This is a genomic window from Gymnodinialimonas ceratoperidinii, assembly GCF_019297855.1.
GTDB classification, from domain to species: domain Bacteria; phylum Pseudomonadota; class Alphaproteobacteria; order Rhodobacterales; family Rhodobacteraceae; genus Gymnodinialimonas; species Gymnodinialimonas ceratoperidinii.
On the sequence record NZ_CP079194.1, the window covers coordinates 1,817,306 to 1,837,983 of the forward strand.

General features: G+C 64.3%; 19 protein-coding genes. 15 read left to right on the forward strand and 4 right to left on the reverse strand.

Features of this window, described 5'->3' with window-relative positions; genetic code table 11:
- Positions 1-522: 522 nt before the first annotated feature.
- Together accC and accB are read right to left on the reverse strand one after the other, a co-directional pair.
- Positions 523-1,872, reverse strand: a complete 1,350-nt coding sequence (gene accC / locus KYE46_RS08855; RefSeq protein ID WP_219000269.1) for an acetyl-CoA carboxylase biotin carboxylase subunit — start codon at positions 1,870-1,872, stop codon at positions 523-525.
- Between the two features lie 18 nt (positions 1,873-1,890).
- Entirely contained in the window at positions 1,891-2,400 is a 510-nt protein-coding gene (gene accB / locus KYE46_RS08860; RefSeq protein ID WP_219000270.1) for an acetyl-CoA carboxylase biotin carboxyl carrier protein, read from the reverse strand.
- A gap of 265 nt (positions 2,401-2,665) precedes the next feature.
- Here accB and KYE46_RS08865 point away from each other — a divergent pair, with 265 nt between their 5' ends.
- The 3 genes from KYE46_RS08865 (at position 2,666) to KYE46_RS08875 (ending at position 5,816) form a co-directional block, all read left to right on the forward strand.
- A complete protein-coding gene (locus KYE46_RS08865) occupies positions 2,666-4,000 on the forward strand; it encodes an NAD(P)-dependent oxidoreductase (protein ID WP_219000271.1) in 1,335 nt (444 codons plus the stop codon).
- Between the two features lie 95 nt (positions 4,001-4,095).
- Positions 4,096-5,400: an NAD-dependent dihydropyrimidine dehydrogenase subunit PreA gene (preA, locus tag KYE46_RS08870; RefSeq protein WP_219000272.1), complete on the forward strand. Its 1,305-nt coding sequence runs from the start codon at positions 4,096-4,098 to the stop codon at positions 5,398-5,400.
- Positions 5,397-5,816, forward strand: a complete 420-nt coding sequence (locus KYE46_RS08875) for a VOC family protein (protein WP_219000273.1) — start codon at positions 5,397-5,399, stop codon at positions 5,814-5,816. The genes preA and KYE46_RS08875 overlap by 4 nt, the downstream gene beginning before the upstream one ends.
- On the opposite strand, the gene KYE46_RS08880 is transcribed toward KYE46_RS08875, so the two are convergent.
- Positions 5,806-6,417, reverse strand: coding sequence for a TetR family transcriptional regulator C-terminal domain-containing protein (locus KYE46_RS08880; RefSeq protein WP_219000274.1), 612 nt, complete (start codon positions 6,415-6,417; stop codon positions 5,806-5,808). The genes KYE46_RS08875 and KYE46_RS08880 overlap by 11 nt on opposite strands.
- A 242-nt stretch (positions 6,418-6,659) precedes the next feature.
- Here KYE46_RS08880 and aptA point away from each other — a divergent pair, with 242 nt between their 5' ends.
- The 8 genes from aptA (at position 6,660) to KYE46_RS08920 (ending at position 14,841) form a co-directional block, all read left to right on the forward strand.
- On the forward strand, positions 6,660-7,991 hold the full coding sequence (gene aptA, locus KYE46_RS08885) for an omega-aminotransferase AptA (RefSeq protein WP_219000275.1): 1,332 nt from the start codon (positions 6,660-6,662) through the stop codon (positions 7,989-7,991).
- Between the two features lie 49 nt (positions 7,992-8,040).
- Positions 8,041-9,291, forward strand: a complete 1,251-nt coding sequence (locus KYE46_RS08890) for a Zn-dependent hydrolase (protein WP_219000276.1) — start codon at positions 8,041-8,043, stop codon at positions 9,289-9,291.
- Positions 9,288-9,542 (forward strand): hypothetical protein, encoded by a 255-nt coding sequence (locus KYE46_RS08895; protein WP_219000277.1) that lies wholly within the window; start codon positions 9,288-9,290, stop codon positions 9,540-9,542. Before KYE46_RS08890 ends, KYE46_RS08895 begins: the two co-directional genes overlap by 4 nt.
- Before the next feature lie 23 nt (positions 9,543-9,565).
- Positions 9,566-11,029 (forward strand): dihydropyrimidinase, encoded by a 1,464-nt coding sequence (hydA, locus tag KYE46_RS08900; protein ID WP_219000278.1) that lies wholly within the window; start codon positions 9,566-9,568, stop codon positions 11,027-11,029.
- A 66-nt stretch (positions 11,030-11,095) separates the two neighbouring features.
- The gene (locus tag KYE46_RS08905) at positions 11,096-11,923 is read left to right on the forward strand and encodes an ABC transporter ATP-binding protein (RefSeq protein ID WP_219000279.1); all 828 of its coding nucleotides are present in this window, start codon (positions 11,096-11,098) and stop codon (positions 11,921-11,923) included.
- A 52-nt stretch (positions 11,924-11,975) separates the two neighbouring features.
- Entirely contained in the window at positions 11,976-12,878 is a 903-nt protein-coding gene (locus tag KYE46_RS08910; RefSeq protein WP_219005070.1) for an ABC transporter permease, read from the forward strand.
- Positions 12,879-13,003: 125 nt separating this feature from the next.
- Positions 13,004-13,807, forward strand: coding sequence for an ABC transporter permease (locus KYE46_RS08915; protein WP_247716969.1), 804 nt, complete (start codon positions 13,004-13,006; stop codon positions 13,805-13,807).
- 38 nt (positions 13,808-13,845) lie between these two features.
- Complete coding sequence (locus KYE46_RS08920; protein ID WP_219000280.1) at positions 13,846-14,841, forward strand: ABC transporter substrate-binding protein; 996 nt, start codon at positions 13,846-13,848, stop codon at positions 14,839-14,841.
- A 224-nt stretch (positions 14,842-15,065) separates the two neighbouring features.
- On the opposite strand, the gene KYE46_RS08925 is transcribed toward KYE46_RS08920, so the two are convergent.
- A complete protein-coding gene (locus KYE46_RS08925; RefSeq protein ID WP_219000281.1) occupies positions 15,066-15,440 on the reverse strand; it encodes a hypothetical protein in 375 nt (124 codons plus the stop codon).
- Positions 15,441-15,649: 209 nt separating this feature from the next.
- Between KYE46_RS08925 and KYE46_RS08930 the strand changes: the two genes are divergently transcribed.
- The 4 genes from KYE46_RS08930 (at position 15,650) to KYE46_RS08945 (ending at position 20,659) form a co-directional block, all read left to right on the forward strand.
- On the forward strand, positions 15,650-16,966 hold the full coding sequence (locus KYE46_RS08930; protein ID WP_219000282.1) for a helix-turn-helix transcriptional regulator: 1,317 nt from the start codon (positions 15,650-15,652) through the stop codon (positions 16,964-16,966).
- Between the two features lie 119 nt (positions 16,967-17,085).
- Positions 17,086-17,643 (forward strand): response regulator transcription factor, encoded by a 558-nt coding sequence (locus tag KYE46_RS08935; RefSeq protein WP_346345200.1) that lies wholly within the window; start codon positions 17,086-17,088, stop codon positions 17,641-17,643.
- Positions 17,644-17,646: 3 nt separating this feature from the next.
- The gene (locus tag KYE46_RS08940; RefSeq protein WP_219000283.1) at positions 17,647-17,976 is read left to right on the forward strand and encodes a hypothetical protein; all 330 of its coding nucleotides are present in this window, start codon (positions 17,647-17,649) and stop codon (positions 17,974-17,976) included.
- Between the two features lies 1 nt (position 17,977).
- A complete protein-coding gene (locus KYE46_RS08945) occupies positions 17,978-20,659 on the forward strand; it encodes an ATP-binding protein (protein ID WP_219000284.1) in 2,682 nt (893 codons plus the stop codon).
- Positions 20,660-20,678 lie beyond the last annotated feature (19 nt).

The following is a 20,678-nucleotide window of genomic DNA, read 5'->3' on the forward strand; positions in this document are numbered from 1 at the left end:
GTGGTTTTTTATCTGCCATGGAAGTTCGGCGCAGGCTCCGACACGGGACTGGCACGGACTGACACGGGTTCAGGGGGTTTGACTGTTAAAGTGGCACCCTGTTCTAAACCCGGGTTTTGGATGGTCTTGGATCAAGCGGATGTGACGGCAGAATGTCGTGGAACCCGCCTCGTCTCCCTTACCCGGCAAAGACAGGACCAATCGCGTTGTGCTGCTGGTGGGCCTCACCCCCCTCGGCGCCACGACGTTCAAATGTGTTCGTGAACACGCGCCCAGTCGGTGCCCTTCCAGTCAGGGCGCCGGCTGGACGTTCGTGTTTGAGTAACACGGCGCAAATGGCGGTGCGGTAGGTCTCAGTGCCGGGTGTTGAGCGCCGATTATCGATGGGTGTTTGTACTTTGCAGGCTCGCCGCCGTGCCGTCAGCGAGGCGCGATCCGCCTGCGTCGACTACCAACCTGAACCGCTCGCCTTAGGCGCGGCCATTGCGAGGGATCAGCTCCCTCGCAATGGTGGTGATGTCGTCAGCCCTGAAGGTTCTCTTCCAGCCACTTTTCAAGCCAGTGGATCGTGTAATCCCCGGTCTGCACGGCCTCGGCCTGCAGCAACTCGTGGAACAGGGGCACCGTGGTGTCGATGCCGTCCACGATAAGCTCTCCAAGCGCGCGGTTCAGACGCGCCAGTGCCTCGGGACGGTCACGGCCGTGCACGATCAGCTTGGCGATCAGCGAATCGTAGTAGGGCGGGATGCGGTAGCCATCGTAGAGCGCGCTATCCATCCGCACGCCGAGCCCGCCGGGCGCGTGATACTGGGTGATCGTGCCGGGGCAGGGGGCGAAGTTCGGCAATTTCTCGGCGTTGATCCGCACCTCGATCGCGTGGCCCTGCACGTTCAGGTCCTCCTGGCGGAAGGACATCGGCTCCCCGGCGGCGACGCGGATCTGCTCGCGCACGAGGTCCACGCCCATGATCGCCTCGGTCACCGGATGCTCCACCTGCAGGCGGGTATTCATCTCGATGAAGTAGAACTCGCCGTTCTCGTAGAGGAACTCGATTGTGCCTGCGCCCTCATAGCCGAGTTCAGCCACGGCGTTGGCACAGATCATGCCGATCTCGTCGCGCATCTCGGGCGTGATGGAGGGGCCGGGGGCTTCCTCGAACACCTTCTGGTGGCGCCGCTGGAGCGAGCAATCGCGCTCGCCCAGGTGGACCGCGTTGCCCTTGCCGTCGCCAAAGACCTGCACCTCGATGTGGCGGGGCGTGCCGAGATACTTCTCGATATAGACTTCGTCGTTGCCGAAAGCCGCCTTGGCCTCCTGCCGCGCCGACTGAAAAGCGGTGTCGATCTCGGCCGCGGATTTCGCCAGCTTCATGCCGCGCCCGCCGCCGCCGGCGGTGGCCTTGACGATGACCGGGTAGCCGAAATCCTCGCCAATCTGGCGCGCGGCTTCGACGTTCGGCACGCCGCCGTCCGAGCCGGGCACGCAGGGGATGCCCAGGCGCTTGGCGGTTTCCTTGGCAGTGATCTTGTCACCCATCATGGAGATATGCGCCGCGGACGGGCCGATGAACTTGATGCCGTGATCCTCGACCGCCTGCACGAAGGCGGCGTTCTCGGACAGGAAGCCATAGCCGGGGTGGATCGCCTCGGCGCCCGAGATCTCGCAGGCCGACAGGACCGCGGACATCGAGAGGTAGCTGTCGGTACCCGGCGGCGGGCCGATGCACACGCTTTCATCCGCCATGCGCACATGCATCGCGTCGGCGTCCGCGGTGGAATGCACCGCGACGGTTTCAACACCCATTTCACGGGCCGCGCGGATGACGCGCAGGGCGATCTCACCCCGGTTGGCGATCAGGATCTTGCGGAACATGGGCCAGGACCCTTTCAGTTATTCGATGATCATCAACGGCGCGCCGAATTCGACGGGCGAGCCATCGCCCACGACGATGCGCTTCACGGTGCCCGCATGGGGGGCGGGGATCTGGTTCATCGTCTTCATCGCTTCGATGATCAGCAGCGTCTGACCCTCGGAGACCTTGTCTCCGACGCTGACGAACGGGGGCGATCCGGGCTCGGCCTGCAGATAGACGGTGCCGACCATGGGCGAGGTCACGGCGCCGGGTGCTTGCGAGGGATCATCGGAGGCGGGCGCCGGAGCCGCGGAAGGCGCAGCCGCCGGGGCAGGCGCGGGCGCTGCTGCGGCGGGCGCGGGGGCTGCTGCGGGCGCTTGCACCATCATCGGGGCGGCAGGCGCTGCCTGTTTGGCGACACGCACGTTCAGCCAGTCGTTCTCGCCGTATTCACGTTTGACGTGCAGCTCGGTGAGCTCGTTCTCTCGCAATACATCTGCGAGCGCCTTGATGAAGGCGACGTCGTTATCGTGCGTTTTTTCTGCCATGTTGCTCTCACCGTCTGTCGTTGGCCCAGGTCCGTGGGTCTTCGTGTCCTATCGGCTATAACGCAGCGTCGGCGTGGGGAAAACCCGCTCTGTGCGCTTGGTGGAACGCCCGACACAGCCCGCGCGCGCCTAAAATAGCAGCAAATCGGTGAGCGAGCGCCTGGGGGCGCAGAATCTGCACATTATAAAATTTTACCATTTGATAAATTTTTGAACCCGTGCCAGCGTGATTCCTGACCAAGCCATGACTTTCAAGCGAGGCCCAATGCGAAACACTCCTTTCACTCCCGGTATCGCGCCTGCGCGTCTTGATGCGACCGAGCTGGCGCAGAATTTCTCGGATCTGCACGAACCCTTCGACGCCCACGAGGCGCTGGTGGCCGCAGACCGCTGCTACTTCTGTCACGATGCGCCGTGCATCACGGCCTGCCCGACCTCCATCGATATCCCGCTGTTCATCCGGCAGATCGCCACCGGCACCGAAGAGGCCGCGGCCAAGACGATTTTCGATCAGAACATCCTCGGCGGCATGTGCGCGCGGGTCTGCCCCACGGAGACGCTCTGCGAAGAGGCCTGCGTGCGAGAGGCGGCAGAGGGGCGTCCGGTGCTGATCGGGCAGTTGCAGCGCTTCGCGACGGATACGGTGATGGCGCAAGGTATCCACCCCTTTGAGCGTGCGGCGCCGACGGGCAAGACCATCGCGGTCGTGGGCGCCGGCCCGGCCGGCCTTGCCTGCGCGCACCGTCTGGCGATGAAAGGCCATGACGTGGTGATCTTCGAGGCCCGCCCGAAGCCCGGCGGTCTGAACGAATACGGGATCGCGAGCTACAAGAGCACCGAGGATTTCGCCGCGCGCGAAGTCGATTGGCTCCTGCAGATCGGTGGCATTACCCTGGCGAACGGCAAGGCGCTCGGGGTGGATTTCACGCTCGACAAGCTGCAGTCCGAATTCGACGCGGTGTTCCTCGGGATGGGCCTTGGCGGTGTGAACGCCCTGCGTGCCGCGGGCGAAGACCGCGCCGGGGTGGCCGATGCCGTCGAATTCATCGCTGATCTGAGGCAGGCGGATGATCTGGGTGTGCTGCCCGTCGGACGCAATGTCGTGGTGATCGGCGGCGGCATGACGGCGATCGACGCAGCGGTTCAGTCCAAGCTTCTGGGCGCGGAAAGCGTCACCCTGGTTTATCGGCGCGGTCGCGATGCGATGCCCGCAAGCCGCTTTGAACAGGACCTCGCCGCGTCCAAGGGCGTGCGGTTCATCTTCAACGCGATGCCGATCGAGGTGCTTGGCAACGGCGCCGCGACCTCTCTGCGTTGCGAATATACCAGCGTCGAAGGGCAGAGCCTGATCGGAACCGGAGAGACCTTCGACATTCCCGCCGATCAGATCCTCAAGGCCATCGGTCAGACCCTCGCGAACGCACCAGAGACGGTTGCGATCGAAGGCGGCAAGATCGCGGTGTCGGGGCCGGGCCGCACCTCGCTCGACGGGGTCTGGGCCGGTGGCGACTGCGCGGCCGGGGGCGATGACCTGACGGTGACCGCCGTGGCCGAAGGGCGCGACGCGGCCGAAGATATTCACGCGAGGCTGACGCAATGATCAGCCAAACCCTCTCCTCCTCATCCATCCAGCCACAGCCGACGACCCGCCCGGTCGCTGCGCCGTGCCAGACCGACTAACCGGAGACCGAACCCATGGCTGACCTCACCTCCAACTTCATCGGCATCTCATCGCCCAACCCCTTCTGGCTCGCCTCCGCGCCGCCGACGGACAAGGAATACAACGTGCGCCGCGCCTTCGAGGCCGGTTGGGGCGGCGTCGTCTGGAAAACGCTCGGCTCCGAGGGGCCGCCCGTGGTCAACGTCAACGGCCCGCGCTACGGGGCGATCCACGGGGCCGACCGGCGGCTGCTGGCGCTTAACAACATCGAGCTGATCACCGACCGGGACCTCTACACCAACCTCGAGGAAATCAAACGCGTGAAGGCCGACTACCCGGACCGCGCGATCATCGTCTCGATCATGGTGCCTTGCGAGGAGGAGGCGTGGAAAGCGATCCTGCCGCTGGTGGAAGAGACCGGGGCCGATGGGATCGAGCTGAACTTCGGCTGCCCCCATGGCATGTCCGAGCGCGGCATGGGCGCGGCGGTGGGGCAGGTGCCGGAATACATCGAGATGGTGACCCGCTGGTGCAAGCAATACTACTCCAAGCCTGTCATCGTGAAGCTGACCCCCAACATCACCGACATCCGTAAGCCCGCCGAGGCCGCGCATCGGGGCGGGGCGGACGCGGTTTCGCTGATCAACACGATCAACTCCATCACCTCGGTCAACCTCGACACGATGTCGCCCGAGCCGTCGATTGACGGAAAGGGCTCCCACGGCGGGCTCTGCGGCCCGGCGGTCAAGCCCATTGCCATGTCGATGGTGTCCGAAATCGCGCGCAATGCCGAGACCCGCAACCTGCCGATCTCGGGCATTGGCGGTGTCACCACGTGGCGCGACGCGGCAGAGTTCATGTCGCTCGGCGCTGGGAACGTGCAGGTCTGCACCGCCGCGATGACTTACGGCTTCAAGATCGTGCAGGAGATGATCTCGGGCCTGTCGCAATACCTCGACGAAAAGGAAATGTCGCTCGATGACCTCGTCGGCCGCGCCGTGCCGAACGTGACCGATTGGCAGTACCTGAACCTCAATTACGTCGCCAAGGCGCGGATCGACCAGGACCTCTGCATCGCGTGCGGCCGCTGCTATGCCGCTTGCGAAGACACGTCGCACCAAGCCATCGGTATGTCCGCGGACCGGGTGTTCGAGGTGCTGGATGACGAATGCGTCGCCTGCAACCTCTGCGTCAACGTCTGCCCGGTCGAGGACTGCATCACGATGGTGGAGTTGGCACCCGGAACGCTGGACGAGCGCACGGGCCAGCCTGTCCGGCCGGAATACGCCAATTGGACGACGCACCCCAACAATCCCGGACGGGTAGAGGCGGCTGAATGATCGACCGGCTCGACCACGTGAACCTGCGCACGGCGCAGCTTGATGCGATGATCGCGTGGTACGAGCATATCTTGCAGCTGAGAAGCGGCCCCCGTCCGGGGTTCCCGTTTCCCGGCGCATGGATGTATGCGGGCGAGATGCCGGTCGTGCATCTGGTCGGCGTCGAACAGGCGCCGCCCACGGCCGATAACCTGGCGCTGGAACACGCCGCCTTCAGCGCCAAGGGGCTGCGGGAATTCGTGGCGCGCTTGCAAGAGGCGGGCGAGGCCATGCGTCTGGTGCGGGTGCCGGACATGCCCTTGGTTCAGGTTAACGTCTGGGATCCGGACGGGAACCACCTGCATATCGATTTTCACGCTTCCGAGGCTGACGGCCTCGACTTCGAAGAGTTCAACACGTCGCAGATCAAGGCGTAAGCAGTCGCGAGAACAGCGTGCCGAGGAAGATCTCGGCCTCGTCCAGCGGATCGCGCGCCTCTCCCAAAACCGCCCTGATCTGGGCATCGAAATCGGCATAATGCTGGGTCAGCGACCAGATCGAAAAGATCAGATGATGCGGGTCCGAGGGCGCGATCTTGCCCGCCTCCATCCAGCCGCGGATAACTTCGGCTTTCTCATCCACCAGAGGGCGCAGATCGGACCGCAGGCCGTCAGACATGCGCGGCGCGCCTTGCACGATTTCTTGCGCGAACAATCTGGATTCGCGCGGAAAATCGCGGCTCATCTGCAATTTGCGGCGCACGTAGGCGAGCAACTCCTCCTGCGGATCGCCGTCCGCACGCAAGGCCCGCAGAGGCGCGAGCCACTTGTCCACGAGGCCCGCCAGTAGCGTTACGTGGATCTCTTCCTTCGAGGCAAAGTAATAGAGCAGGTTCGGCTTCGAGAGCCCCGCCTCCTTGGCGATGGCGTCCAGCGTCGACCCGCGGAAACCATGGGCAGAGAAAACCTCCAGCGCCGCGCCGAGCACGAGGGCGCGGTTTTTTTCCTGGATGCGGGTGCGGGGTCTGGGAGCGTTCATCGGTCTGCCTGTATTTTTGGTGCCCAATAGCGCGGCAGATGCCCCGTTGAAATGGTTAAACCGTCCAACTTGGAGGGGCGAGGCGCCGCGACGCGAATGTTTGTGACTGCAAATGGATCGTTAACGTTGACTGGCACGATTCATTTGCTAGCGTGCTCTTGACCATTTGGTCAAAAGATTTCGCGCAACACGCGTGTGACTTAAAAATCATGCCGCCTCGATCAGGGGCAGGGGGAATAGCCATGGCTCTCGACCGCAGCAACCCGGTCCCCAACGACCTCAGCGCCTTCTGGATGCCGTTTTCGTCCAATCGCCAGTTCAAGAAGCAGCCGCGGATGTTCGTGGGCGCGGACAAGATGCATTACACCACCGCCGACGGGCGGCAGGTGCTGGACGGTACCGCCGGCCTTTGGTGCTGCAACGCGGGCCACAACCAGCCGCGCATTGTCGAGGCGATCCAGAAGCAGGCCGCCGAGATGGATTACGCGCCGGCCTTCCAGATGGGTCACCCCAAGGCGTTTGAGCTCGCCAACCGCCTGCGCGACATGGCGCCCAAGCCTTTCGAGCATGTTTTCTACACCAACTCCGGCTCGGAAAGCGTTGAGACCGCTCTGAAAATCGCCATCGCCTACCAGCGCGCCATCGGCCAAGGCTCCCGTACCCGGCTGATCGGGCGCGAGCGGGGCTATCATGGTGTGAACTTCGGCGGCATCAGCGTGGGCGGCATCGTCAACAACCGCAAGGTGTTCGGCTCACTCCTGACCGGCGTGGACCACCTGCCGCATACGCATCTGCCGGACCAGAACCGCTTCGTGAAGGGTCAGCCCGAACATGGCGCGCATCTGGCCGAAGAACTCGAGCGGATCGTGGCGCTCCACGGCGCCGAGACCATCGCGGCCTGCATCGTCGAACCGATGGCAGGCTCCACCGGCGTGCTGATGCCGCCCAAGGGCTACCTCGAGAAGCTGCGCGAGATCTGCACGAAGCACGGCATCATCCTTATCTTCGACGAGGTGATCACCGGCTTTGGGCGTCTGGGCTCCAGCTTCGCGGCTGAGCATTACAACGTGATGCCGGACCTCATCACCACCGCCAAGGGCCTGACGAATGGTGTCATTCCCATGGGCGCGGTGCTGGCGACTAAAGAGATCCACGACGCCTTCATGACCGGGCCGGAGCACCTGATCGAGCTCTTCCACGGGTACACCTATTCCGGCAATCCCGTCGCCTCGGCCGCCGGACTCGCGACGCTGGAGACGTACAAGGAGGATGGCCTGTTTGAGCGCGCGGCCGAACTGGCACCCTATTGGGCCGACGGGGTCCACTCCCTGCGCGATTGCCCCCATGTGATCGACATCCGGTCCGAGGGTCTGATCGGCGCGATCGAGCTGGAGCCCATCGCGAGCGAGCCGACCAAGCGCGCCTTCCAGGCGTTCCTCGACTGCTATGACAAGGGCGTTTTGATCCGGACTACGGGTGACATCATCGCCATGTCCCCGCCGCTCATCATCTCGAAAAGCGAAATAGATCAACTGTTTGGCACCCTGCGCGACGTGTTGCAAAACTTGCAGTAGAACGTCGAGCGCCTCTCCGACCAAAGCCAGCATCCGAAGGACCACCACCATGCCAGCCCCCGCAGAAAACATGAAAATCAACGGCGAGCGTCTTTGGGACAGCCTGATGGAGATGGCCAAGATCGGGCCGGGCATCGCGGGTGGCAACAATCGTCAGACCCTGACCGACGAGGACAGCGAGGGGCGGCACCTGTTCAAGAAATGGTGTGACGACGCGGGCTGCACCATGGGCGTCGACCAGATGGGCAATATGTTTGCGCGCCGCGAGGGCACCGACCCCGACGCGCTGCCGGTCTACGTGGGCAGCCACCTCGACACGCAGCCCACGGGCGGAAAATACGATGGCGTTTTGGGCGTGCTCGGCGGGTTGGAGATCATCCGCACGATGAATGATCTCGGTATCAAGACAAAGCACCCGATCGTGGTGACCAACTGGACCAACGAGGAGGGCACCCGCTACGCCCCCGCCATGTTGGCCTCGGGCGTTTTCGCCGGCAAGCACACGCAGGAATGGGCCTATGACAAGGTCGACGCGCAGGGCAAACGCTTCGGCGACGAGTTGGAGCGGATCGGCTGGAAGGGCGAGGAGAAAGTGGGCGACCGCAAGATGCACGCCTTCTTCGAGTTGCATATCGAACAGGGCCCGATCCTTGAGGCCGAGGGCAAGGACGTGGGCGTCGTGACCCACGGGCAGGGCCTGCGCTGGATCGAATGCACGATCACCGGCAAGGAAAGCCACACCGGCTCCACCCCGATGCACATGCGCAAGAACGCGGGCCGGGGCCTCGCGCTGGTGACCGAGCTGGTGCACGAGATCGCGATGAAGAACCAGCCCAACGCCGTGGGCGCCATCGGCCATATCGACGTCTACCCGAACTCCCGCAACATCATTCCGGGCAAGGTTGTCTTCACCATCGACATGCGCACGCACATTCTCGACAAGCTCGAAGGCATGGTCGCGGAGCTGATGGAACGCGCGCCGAAGCTCTGCGAAGACATCGAGGTGAGCTTCGAGGCCGAGATCGTCGGCCAGTTCAATCCGCCGGCCTTCGACGAGGGCTGCGTGCAGGCGATCCGACAAGCGGCTGAAAGGCTTGGCTATTCTCACATGGATATCGTATCCGGGGCAGGGCACGATGCGTGCTGGATAAACGACGTGGCCCCGACGGCGATGGTGATGTGTCCCTGTGTGGACGGTCTGAGCCATAACGAGGCCGAGGAAATCAGCCCGGAATGGGCGGCGGCTGGCGCAAACGTCTTGTTTCACGCGGTCGTAGAGACGGCGGAGATAACGACATGAATTCAAAGATTTGGCTGGCCATTGCGGCAACATCGATCCTTTCGGGCTGCGTCACGCCGACCCCGGTGGGCGAGACCGAGGCGCTGCCGCCCGAGGTCCTGGCGCTTGTCGCGCCGGGGCAGGACACCTCGACGGTGCGCCTGCAGGACGATGGCTGCTACTGGTACCTGCACAATAACGTGGTCGAAAGCGTCTACATCCCGCTTCTGACCCGCGACCAGCGGATGATCTGCGTGGTGGCACAAAGGTAAACGACGTTAACCAAGGGGGTTTCATGAGCAAGGTTATCAAGGGCGGCACGATCGTAACCGCGGACCGGCAATGGACGGCGGACGTGTTGATCGAGGGCGAGAAGATCGCCGAGATCGGAGAGAACCTGCGCGGCGATGAAGTGATCGACGCCGAGGGCGCTTACGTGATTCCCGGCGGGATCGACCCCCACACCCACTTGGAAATGCCTTTCATGGGCACCACGGCGGCGGAGACATTCGAGACCGGCACCTTCGCCGCCGCCGCCGGGGGCACCACCATGCTGGTGGACTTCTGCCTGCCCGGCGAGGATGGCTCGCTTCTGAACGCCATCGACGCGTGGGATCGCAAATCGAAGGACCAGATCTGCGTCGACATCTCCTACCACATGGCAATCACTGGCTGGTCCGAGAAGATCTTCGAAGAGATGGCCTCGGTCGTGAACGAGCGTGGCATCAACACCTTCAAGCATTTCATGGCCTACAAGGGCGCGCTGATGATTGAGGACGACGAGATGTTCGCCTCCTTCAAGCGCTGCGCCGAGTTGGGCGCGCTGCCGCTGGTCCATGCCGAGAACGGCGACATCGTGGCCGAGCTGCAGCAGAAATATATGGAAATGGGCATCACCGGGCCCGAGGGCCACGCCTATTCCCGCCCGCCCGAGGTGGAAGGCGAGGCCGCCAACCGCGCGATCATGATCGCGGACGCCGCCGGCACGCCGCTCTACATCGTTCATGTCTCTTGCGAGCAGGCCCACGAGGCGATCCGCCGCGCGCGCCAGAAGGGGATGCGTGTTTTCGGTGAGCCGTTGATCCAGCACCTGACGCTGGACGAGAGCGAGTATTTCAACAAGGACTGGCAATATGCCGCGCGCCGGGTGATGTCGCCGCCGTTCCGCTCGAAGGAGCACCAGGACGGGCTCTGGGCTGGCCTCGCAGCCGGCTCGCTGCAGGTGGTGGCCACGGACCACGCCGCCTTCACCGACGAGCAGAAGCGCATGGGCGTCGACAACTTCGGGATGATCCCCAATGGAACCGGCGGGCTTGAGGAGCGGATGGCGATGCTCTGGACCCAAGGGGTCGAGACCGGCCGTTTGACACCGGAGGAATTCGTCGCGGTGACGTCATCGAACATCGCCAAGATCCTCAACATTTACCCGATGAAGGGCGGCATCAACGTCGGTGGCGACGCCGATATCGTGGTCTGGGACCCGAAACTGGGCCGCACGATCTCTACGGCGACGGCGAAATCCATCCTTGATTACAACGTCTTCGAGGGCATGGAAGTAAGCGCCTCACCCCGCTACACGCTCTCGCGCGGGGATGTGGTCTGGGCGGCGGGGCAAAACAGCCAGCCGCAGCCGGGCCGGGGCCGCTTCGTCAAGCGCCCGCCAGCGGCCAGCGCGTCGAAGGCTCTGTCGAAGTGGAAGTCGCTCAACACGCCCCGCAAGATCGAGCGTGATCCGATGAACATTCCGGCGGGGGTGTAAGCGCGTGCGGTCAGCCTTTGCCGATCAGACGCGTCGCGGCCCTTTCGCCATAGCGGGGGCCGCACGATGAACCAGGTTTCGACCACGCAGTTTACCGGAGAGGGCGCTTTGGACACCACTTCCCCCGTCATCCAGGCCAAGTCGCTCGACCTGACGTTCCCCACCAACGATGGGCCGGTCCACGCGCTCTCGGACGTGTCGCTGGACATCAACAAGGGTGATTTCGTCTCCTTCATCGGGCCCTCGGGCTGCGGCAAGACCACCTTCCTGCGCACCATCGCGGCGCTGGAGCAGCCCACGGGCGGCACGGTCACGGTCAACGGCATGACCCCTGACGAGGCGCGTCGCGCGCGGGCCTATGGCTATGTTTTCCAGGCCGCGGGGCTCTACCCCTGGCGGACGATCGAGAAGAACATCAAGCTGCCCTTGGAGATCATGGGATATTCCGCCAGCGACCAGCAGGAGAGGGCCGACCGTGTCCTGCAACTGGTTGATCTGGAAGGCTTCGGCAAGAAATTTCCGTGGCAGCTCTCGGGCGGGATGCAGCAGCGCGCCTCCATCGCGCGGGCGCTGGCCTTCGATGCCGACATCCTGCTGATGGACGAGCCCTTCGGCGCGCTGGACGAGATCGTGCGCGACCGGCTGAACGAGGAGTTGCTGAAACTCTGGGCGCGGACCGAGAAGACCATCGGCTTCGTCACCCACTCGATCCCCGAGGCGGTCTACCTCTCCACCAAGATCGTCGTCATGTCGCCGCGCCCCGGCCGGATCACCGACGTGATCGAAAGCGATCTGCCCCGCGAGCGGCCTCTCGAGATCCGCGACACGCCCGAGTTCCTGGCGCTGGCGCACCGGGTGCGCGAAGGCCTGCGCGAGGGCCATGCCTATGAGTGACGCGGCATCGGCATCGGCGGTCGAGGCCGCCCCCTGCGCCTTCTGCCTCGCCATGCGCCGCGCAGCCGGTGCGGTGCTGCCGATCCTCGTCGTCGTCGGGGTCATCATCGCGATCTGGTACGCCGCAGCCTGGAACATGAACCGGCATTGGACGCTGGATCAGGCCGAGCGTCGCGGAGTGGAGATTACCGCCACCGAGTTGTTCACCGACACCATGTGGCAGGAACGCCCCCGACTTCCCGCGCCGCATCAGGTGGCGATCGAGCTGTGGAATACCACCGCCGGCGAGGCGATGTTCCGCGAGCGGCGTGGAGAGCTTCGGCCCAACCCGCGCAGCCTGTTCTTCCATGCGTTTCAAACCCTTGCACCAACGATGCTCGGCTTCGTCATCGGCACGCTGGCGGGCATGGCGCTTGCCATTGCCATCGTCCACAATCGCGCGATGGACATGAGCGTGATGCCCTGGGCCATCGCCTCGCAGACCATTCCGATCCTCGCCATCGCGCCCATCGTCATCGTGGTGCTGAACGCGGTGGGGCTGGTTGGACTGGTGCCGAAATCCCTGATCTCGGCCTATCTTTCTTTCTTCCCGGTGGTCGTGGGCATGGTGAAGGGCCTGCGCAGTCCCGGCGCGATGGATCTCGACCTGCTGCGGACCTATTCGGCCAGCCGTGCGCAGACCTTCTGGAAGCTGCGTCTACCGGCCTCGGTGCCCTTCCTCTTCGCCTCGCTGAAGGTGGGCATTGCCGCCGCACTGGTCGGCACCATCGTGGCGGAGCTGCCGACGGGCGCCCGCTTCGGCCTTGGCGCGCGGCTCTTGACCGGGAGCTACTACGGCCAGACGATCCAGATCTGGAGCGCGCTTTTCATGGCCGCGATCTGCGCCGCCATACTGGTGAGCCTCCTCGGCTTGGCCGAGCGGAGCACGCTCAAGCGGATGGGGCTGGATCGATGACGCAGATGCTGAACCTCCCTCGCATGATTGCCTGGCTCGGACTGGCGGCGATCCTTCTGTTTCCGCTCCTGCTGCCGAACGCCGAGGCCGGGCGCAATCTGCAGGTCATCCTTGCGGTCTGGGTGATGTTCTGGGGCGTCAACGTCTTGCTCGCGTCGCGGTCATGGCCCTTCGCACGCCTGTTGGTCCCGGTGATCTTTGGCGCCACGCTGTTGATTTTGTGGCAAATGATCGTGGTGCGGTTCGAGATCTCGCCGGTCATTCTGCCGGCACCCACGGACATCGCCGCGGCCTTCATGTCGAACCTCCCCACGCTCTGGGTCGATTTCGTCCAGACCATCGTGCGCGGCGCATTGGTGGGCTACGTTCTGGGCTGCGGCATCGCGATCCTCGCCGCATTGGCGATTGATCGCAGCCCGTTCCTGCAGAAAGGCCTTCTGCCGGTCGGCAACTTCATCGCCGCGCTGCCGATCGTGGGCACCGCGCCCATCCTCGTGATGTGGTATGGCTTCGGGCCCTCGTCAAAAGTCGCCGTGGTTGTGGCGATGGTCTTCTTCCCGATGCTCGTCAACGCGGTGCAGGGCCTGAAGGAAAGCGACGCGATCCAGCGCGATCTGATGCACACCTACGCGGCGAGCTATTGGCAGACGCTGTTGAAACTCCGGCTGCCGACCGCGCTCCCCTTCCTGTTCAACGGGTTGAAAATCTGCACGACCCTTGCGCTTATCGGGGCGATTGTGGCTGAATTTTTTGGCTCACCCACGGTTGGGATGGGTTTTCGGATCAAGATCGAGGTCGGACGTCTGGCCATGGACATGGTCTGGGCCGAGATTGCGGTCGCGGCCCTCGCGGGCTCTGGCCTCTACGGGCTGATGGCGCTGTTGGAGCGCAAACTGACATTCTGGCACCCGTCACAAAGGCGGGGCTGAACATAATAACAAGACCTACGCAACCTGGAGGGAAAACTATGAAACATCTGACACTTGGCGCCGCGGCGCTGCTGGCAAGCGGAAGCATGGCGCTGGCTGACGGCCACGAGGCGGAAGTGAACCTGCAGCTTCAGTGGGTCACGCAATCCCAGTTCGCCGGCTACTACGTGGCGCTCGAGAACGGCTATTATGAGGAAGAGGGGTTGAGCGTGAACATCATCCCCGGCGGCCCCGACATCGCCCCGCCGCAAGTGCTTGCCGGCGGCGGCGCGGACGTGATGCTGAACTGGATGCCCTCGGCCCTCGCAGCGCGCGAAAACGGTCTGCCCGTGGTCAACATCGCGCAGCCTTTCGTGCGCTCCGGTCTGATGCTCACCTGTTGGGCGGACAGCGGTATCACGGAGCCGGAAGACCTCGCCGGGCACACCGTCGCCCATTGGTTCTTCGGGAACGAGTATCCGTTCCTGTCCTGGATGTCGCAGCTCGGCATCGGCGTCGAAGGCGGCGACGATGGCGTGACGCTGCTTCAGGCAGGCTTCAACGTCGATCCGCTTCTGCAGCGTCAGGCTGACTGCATGTCGACCATGACCTACAACGAGTACTGGCAGGTGATCGACGCGGGCGTCTCGCCGGACGAGCTGGTGACCTTCCGTTACGAGGATTACGGCGTTTCGACCCTCGAAGATGGCATCTGGGCTCTGGAAGAGAACCTCGAAGACCCCGAGTTCGTCGACCGCATGGCGCGTTTCGTGCGGGCCTCCATGCGCGGTTGGGCTTGGGCGGCCGAGAACCCCGATGAAGCCGCGATGATCGTGCTCGACTACGACGAGACCGGCGCGCAGACCGAAGAGCACCAGCTTCGCATGATGGGCGAGGTCGCCCTGCTTGTCGAAGGGGGTGACGGCCGACTGGATGAGGAAGCCTATCAGCGCACGGTCGATACCCTGCTGGCGGGCGGCTCGGATCCCGTCATCTCGGAAGCACCCGAAGGGGCCTTCACCCATGTGGTGACCGACGCGGCACTCGCAGAGTAACCCAAGGCAGCAGGCAGTAGCTTGCTTGGACCCCGTGCGCCTTGGCGTGCGGGGTCTTTTGGTTCTTCGACCGGGGACTGGAGCGGCGCAGGTGTCGTGCGATGCGTTGCCTTGTTGTCCGGATCAAAGGGGAAGCCTTTGCTGGTCGTCAACGCCCGTGCGTTCTTCGACCTTTACCTGCCCTCGGCCCGTGTCGCCGCTGACAGGATCACTTCTGTCGCCGTTCAGCTGCGCACATCAACCGTGGGGGTTTTACTGTCCGCTTCCATGTCACGCAGGGTGGCCGCGATCGGGTCTTCGGGATCGGCGGGCTCTTCCACCTCCTCAATTTCGGGCGCGTCGGCGATGATCGCTCGAACCGTCGCCTCACGCGGAGGTTCCGGCGGGACCGGGACGTGATCGTTGTCACCCACCTCGAAGGTATCGAGAGGTTGAAACTCCTCTCCGGTCTTGGCATCCGCCGCATCCGTCTTGGCGACAGCCAGCACGGGCCGCGCCGTTTCGGCGGCTGTGCTGAGCGCGCTTGGCGCAAAGTTCTGACTTGTGCTGGCCGGCAGGCCCGCAGGTTCTGTTCGTGGCACTAAACTCGAATATTCCATTTCTCACTCCTCACACGAATTTCGTTCAGAGACACCCGCCAGCGATGGTTCAGCATTCAGGTTTCAAAAGCGTTAACGCGCCGGGCCATTTGCCAAAGGGTTGAGTTAAATTGCGTGACCCGTTCGTCGGCAGATCCGGGGCGCACGTTGCGCCGGCCTTCGATCCGTGTAAATTAGCTGAAAATGTTGTAAATTTTGGACCCTAAGCGATGCTCCAAGGCCCCGACCACCTGACCGGCAGCCGTATCCGCGAGCGGCGTCTGGCCCTGGGCGTGAAGCAGGGGGCGCTCGCTGCGGACGTCGGGGTCTCGCCGTCCTATCTCAACCTGATCGAGCACAATCACCGGCGGATCGGGGGCAAGCTGCTGTTGGAACTAGCCCGCGCGCTGGAGGTCGATGCCTCGACCCTCACCGAGGGCGTCGACGCGGGCATCAGCGAGTTGCTCGACGCGGCAGCCCGCGCCATGGGCGATGTGCCGGCAGAGACCTCGCGGATTGACGAGCTGGTGGCGCGGTTTCCCGGCTGGACCGCCCTGATCGCGGCGCAGGAGGCGCGCGCGCGGCATCTGGAAGGCCAGATCGACGCGCTGCGCGACCGGTTGGCCCATGACCCCGCGCTGGCAGAGGCGATGCATGAGGTTCTGTCCTCGGTCGCCGCGATCCGCACGACGGCGGATATCCTCGTGAAAGAAGCCGATCTGGATCCCGCGTGGCGCGGACGCTTTCACCGCAACTTGCACGAGGATGCCGAACGCCTCTCGGCCCGCGCCACGGGGTTGCTCGCGCAGTTCGAAGCACCGGGTGCGGGCGCTGAAGTTTCGGCGCCGGAAGAAACCGTTGAGGCCATGTTCGAGGCCGAAGACCATTATTTCGCCGAGATCGAAACCGCCGGTGAGGCGGGCTACGAAAACGCTATTTCAACGGTCCTTGCGCGCCATGCGGGCATGGTGGAAGGGCCAGCGCGAGGCCGCGCCGAGGCGCGGTTGCGGGCCATGGCGCGGGACGCCAAGCGTCTGCCTATGGCGGAATTTGCGCCTTTGGCCAAAGGCTTGGACTATGATCCGGCGCGCATTCTCGATGCGATCGGCGGAGATGTCGCCTTGATCCTGCGCCGCATGGCAAGCCTGCCGTCAGACGAAACCGTGCCGCCGCGCGGCTTGGCGATTTGCGATGCCTCGGGCGCGATGCTGCATCGACGCCGCGTGCAGGGTTTTGCGCTGCCTCGGGTGGCGGCGGGATGTCCGCTTTGGCCGCTCTACCGCGTCATGGGACGGGTCGGTCAGCCCGACATGGCCGTGATCGAGACACCGAGAGGCGCGCGCTTCAAGGCCTGGACCGTGGCGCAACCGGTCGCCGATCAATCCGGCGCACGCTCCGGCGGCGGCGCACGCTTCGGCTCGTTGCCTCGGATCGAGGCGACCATGCTGGTCATGCCGACGACAGCAGCGAAGGAGTCGGTCGAAGTAATTCCAGCGGGCCCCGGATGCGGCACATGCCCGCGAGAGGGCTGCCCTGCGCGGCGCTAGGGGCCGAGTTGCCGAACGCAGGAGACCATTGCACGGGCGGTGCGTAGGATGCACACTCGCGCCATCAGGCTTGGCGGCGCGAGGGACGGGAGGGTCCAGCGCCCCACAGAGGAGGGCCGATGACGGGAGAACATGATAACAGGGCCGGAGCTGCGATGGGCAGTGGGGCCAGCGAGTTGGCGGTTGCCAATGAGCCCATGTCGAGAAATCCGGTGGAGATAATCGCCACAGAGCGCCGCGAGACCGGTGAGGCGCCGACCACGACGGATGAGGGCGCGACATCCACCGGACCCATCGGCCGCATCCTGATCGTCGAGGATGAGGGCAATATCCTGGAGGCCCTCAGCTTCATTCTCAGTCGTGCGGGGTGGGACGTGCGCGGCCACGGCAAGGGCAGCGATGCGCTGGAAGAGATCGCGCGGCTGACGCCCGATATACTCGTGCTCGACGTGATGCTGCCCGGCCGTACGGGGTTCGAGATCCTCGCCGACCTGCGCGCGCGTCCTGAGACGCGGAACCTGCCGGTGTTGATGCTGACCGCGAAGGGGCAGACGAAGGACCGCGATCAGGCCATGTCACTGGGGGCGAACGGTTTTCTCACCAAACCTTTCGCCAATACCGAGTTGCTGGACGTGATCTCTTCCCTGCGGGAGAGCGCTGCGGCCAGCGGGGATTGACCCGTGCCGCGCCGCATGTTCCTCGAGCGTCGGACCTATCGACAGAACCGGCTGCAAGACGCCGCGCGCCTTTTGCCCTTCCTCGGTGCGATAATGATCTTTGGGCCTGTCTTCATCCGTGACGAGGAAGGCGGTGCGCCGACGCTTGCCGGCGAACTGGTGTACTACTTTGCCATATGGCTCGGGCTGATCGTTCTGACCGCCGTGATCAGCCGCGCCCTCGTGCGGTCTGTCGGAGGCGAGGGCGAGACATCCGCCCCGCCATCGCCCGCCTTGCCACCGACAGACAAGACGGCCGATCAAACGCCCGCCGCGACGTCCGAGCGTAGCTGAGATGCGGGATCTGGACGCCCTCGTCGCGGTCTGCGTCCTCTACGTCTTGGGGCTTTTTGCCATCGCGTTCTGGGCCGAGAAAAGCGCCCGGCGGGGCGGGGCAAAATGGCTGAACTCGCCGATCACCTATACGCTGAGCCTGTCGATCTACGCGACCGCGTGGACGTTCTACGGCGCGGTCGGCTCCGCCGCGCGGTCGGGGCTGGAATTCCTGACGATCTACCTCGGCCCGCTACTGGTTTTCGTCGGATGGTACTGGCTCCTGCGAAAGGTGGTGCGGATCGGGCGCGCGCAGCGGATCACGTCAATTGCCGACATGATTTCAAGCCGCTACGGCAAGTCTGGCGGTTTGGCTGCATTGGTCACGGTCCTCTCGGTCATCGGCGCGACGCCCTACATTGCCTTGCAGTTGCAATCCGTCACGCTGTCGTTTGCCGTCTTTGCGCAGCCGGGCTCTTTCGGGCCGGACGGGGCAGGGGCGACGGCGGTCTGGCTGGCTGCGGGCCTCGCCTTGTTCACCATTATCTTCGGCACCCGCTCGCTTGATCTGAACGAGCGTCACCCCGGCCTCGTCAGCGCCATTGCTTTCGAGGCCATCGTCAAGCTCGCCGCCATCCTGAGCGTGGGCATCTTCGTGGTCTGGGGTGTCGCCGATGGCCCCGGCGACATGCTGGCACGGATCGAGGCCTCGCCCATCGCTGCAGAGCCTTTGAATGGCGCGCGGTGGTTGGGGCTCACCGTGCTGGCCGGGGCCGCGATCCTGTGCCTGCCGAGGATGTTTCAGGTGCTGGTGGTCGAGAACTCCGACGAACGTCACCTCGCCGTCGCCGGATGGGCGTTTCCGCTCTACCTGATGCTGATCTCGCTCTTCGTGGTGCCCTTGGCCGTGGCGGGGATGAGCCTGCCCGGCACCGGTGACAATCCGGACCTCTACGTTCTCACCGTGCCGCTCTCGCTCGATCAGGACATGCTGGCGCTGCTGGTGTTCCTCGGCGGGTTTTCGGCGGCAACCTCGATGGTGATGGTGGCAGCGCTTGCCCTGTCGACGATGGTGTCGAACCATATCATCGTGCCGCTCTGGCTGCGGATCAGCCACCGGGGCGAGGCGCGGGACGGCGACATGCGGAGCATGGCCCTGATGGCGCGCCGCTTCTCCATTGCGGGCGTGCTGTTGCTGGGACTTCTCTATTACCGTCAATCCGGCGGGACAGAGGCGCTTGCCTCCATCGGTTTGATCTCGTTCCTTGGTGTGGCGCAGGTGCTGCCGGCGCTGGTCGGCGGCATCCTCTGGCGCGGGGCCACGCGGCCCGGGGCGGCCTTGGGGATCGGGTCGGGCTTCCTGATCTGGGGTTGGCTGCTCCTCTTGCCGAATGTGTTCGAGACCGGCGGCCTGATCGCCCCGATCCTGTCGGAAGGACCTTTCGGCATCGCTTGGCTCTCTCCCGCGACGCCGCTCGGGCTGCAAGCCACGGACCCGCTGCTCACCGCCATGGTGCTGTCGCTGGGCGTTAATACGGCTTTGTTCATCATGGGCTCTCTCTTCAGCTTTCCCTCACCGCTGGAACGGCTGCAAGGCGCGCAATTCGTCAACGTCTTCGATCATTCGCGCGCGCTCAAAGGCTGGCGCGGCGCGGTTGGCACGGCGGATGATCTGTTGATCATGGCGCAGCGGATCCTCGGAACCGGACGTGCGGGCAGGCTCTTTGCCGAGGTCGCCGCCGATCAGGGCCGCGAGGGCGACTTGCCGGAACCGACCCCCGATTTCCTCCAACGACTGGAACGCGAGCTTGCGGGCTCCGTCGGGGCGGCCACGGCGCACGCCATGGTGGCCCAGATCGCCGGAGCTGCCAGCGTGTCGGTCCGTGACCTGCTTGCCGTGGCGGACGAGACGGCCCAGATCATGGAATATTCCAGTCAGCTGGAGGCGAAATCCGAAGAGCTGGCCCAGGCCGCCCGCAGCCTGCGCGAGGCAAATGCCAAGTTGACGGAGCTGTCGCTGCAGAAAGACGCCTTCCTGTCGCAGATCAGTCACGAGCTGCGCACGCCCATGACGTCGATCCGGGCGTTTTCCGAAATCCTGATGCAGTCAGACCTTGTTGACGAGGCCGCGCGCACGCGCTTCAGCAGGATCATCCACGACGAATCCATGCGCCTGACGCGGCTTCTGGACGATCTGCTGGACCTCAGCGTGTTGGAGAACGGACGCGTGACGCTGAACATGGACAAGGCTGTGCTGTCGGACGTGATGGACCGCGCGATTTCGGCGGCGGTCGCGGAATCGCAGTCCCGCCTGATCATCAACCGCGACCGCGCGGCGGAAGAGATCACCCTGTGGACCGACGCCGACCGGCTGTCTCAGGTGTTCATCAACCTGATCTCGAACGCGCAGAAATATTGCGACGCCGAGGCGCCGGAACTCACCATCTCGGTCGAGCGTCTGGGGCAGGGGATCGCCGTAGATTTCTGTGACAATGGGTCTGGCATCCCGTCTCGGCAGGAGGCGCTGATTTTCGAGAAGTTCTCGCGCCTTGATACCGCGCGAGGGGCGCCGGGCGCAGGCCTGGGGCTGGCGATCAGTCTTGAGGTGATGAGCCGTCTCGATGGTCGGCTGAGTTTCCTGCCCGGACCGGGCGGCGCGCGGTTCCGCGTGCAACTGCCAAGCGCCGCATTGCGCGCGGCTTAAGGGGTTTATTAACGGGTTT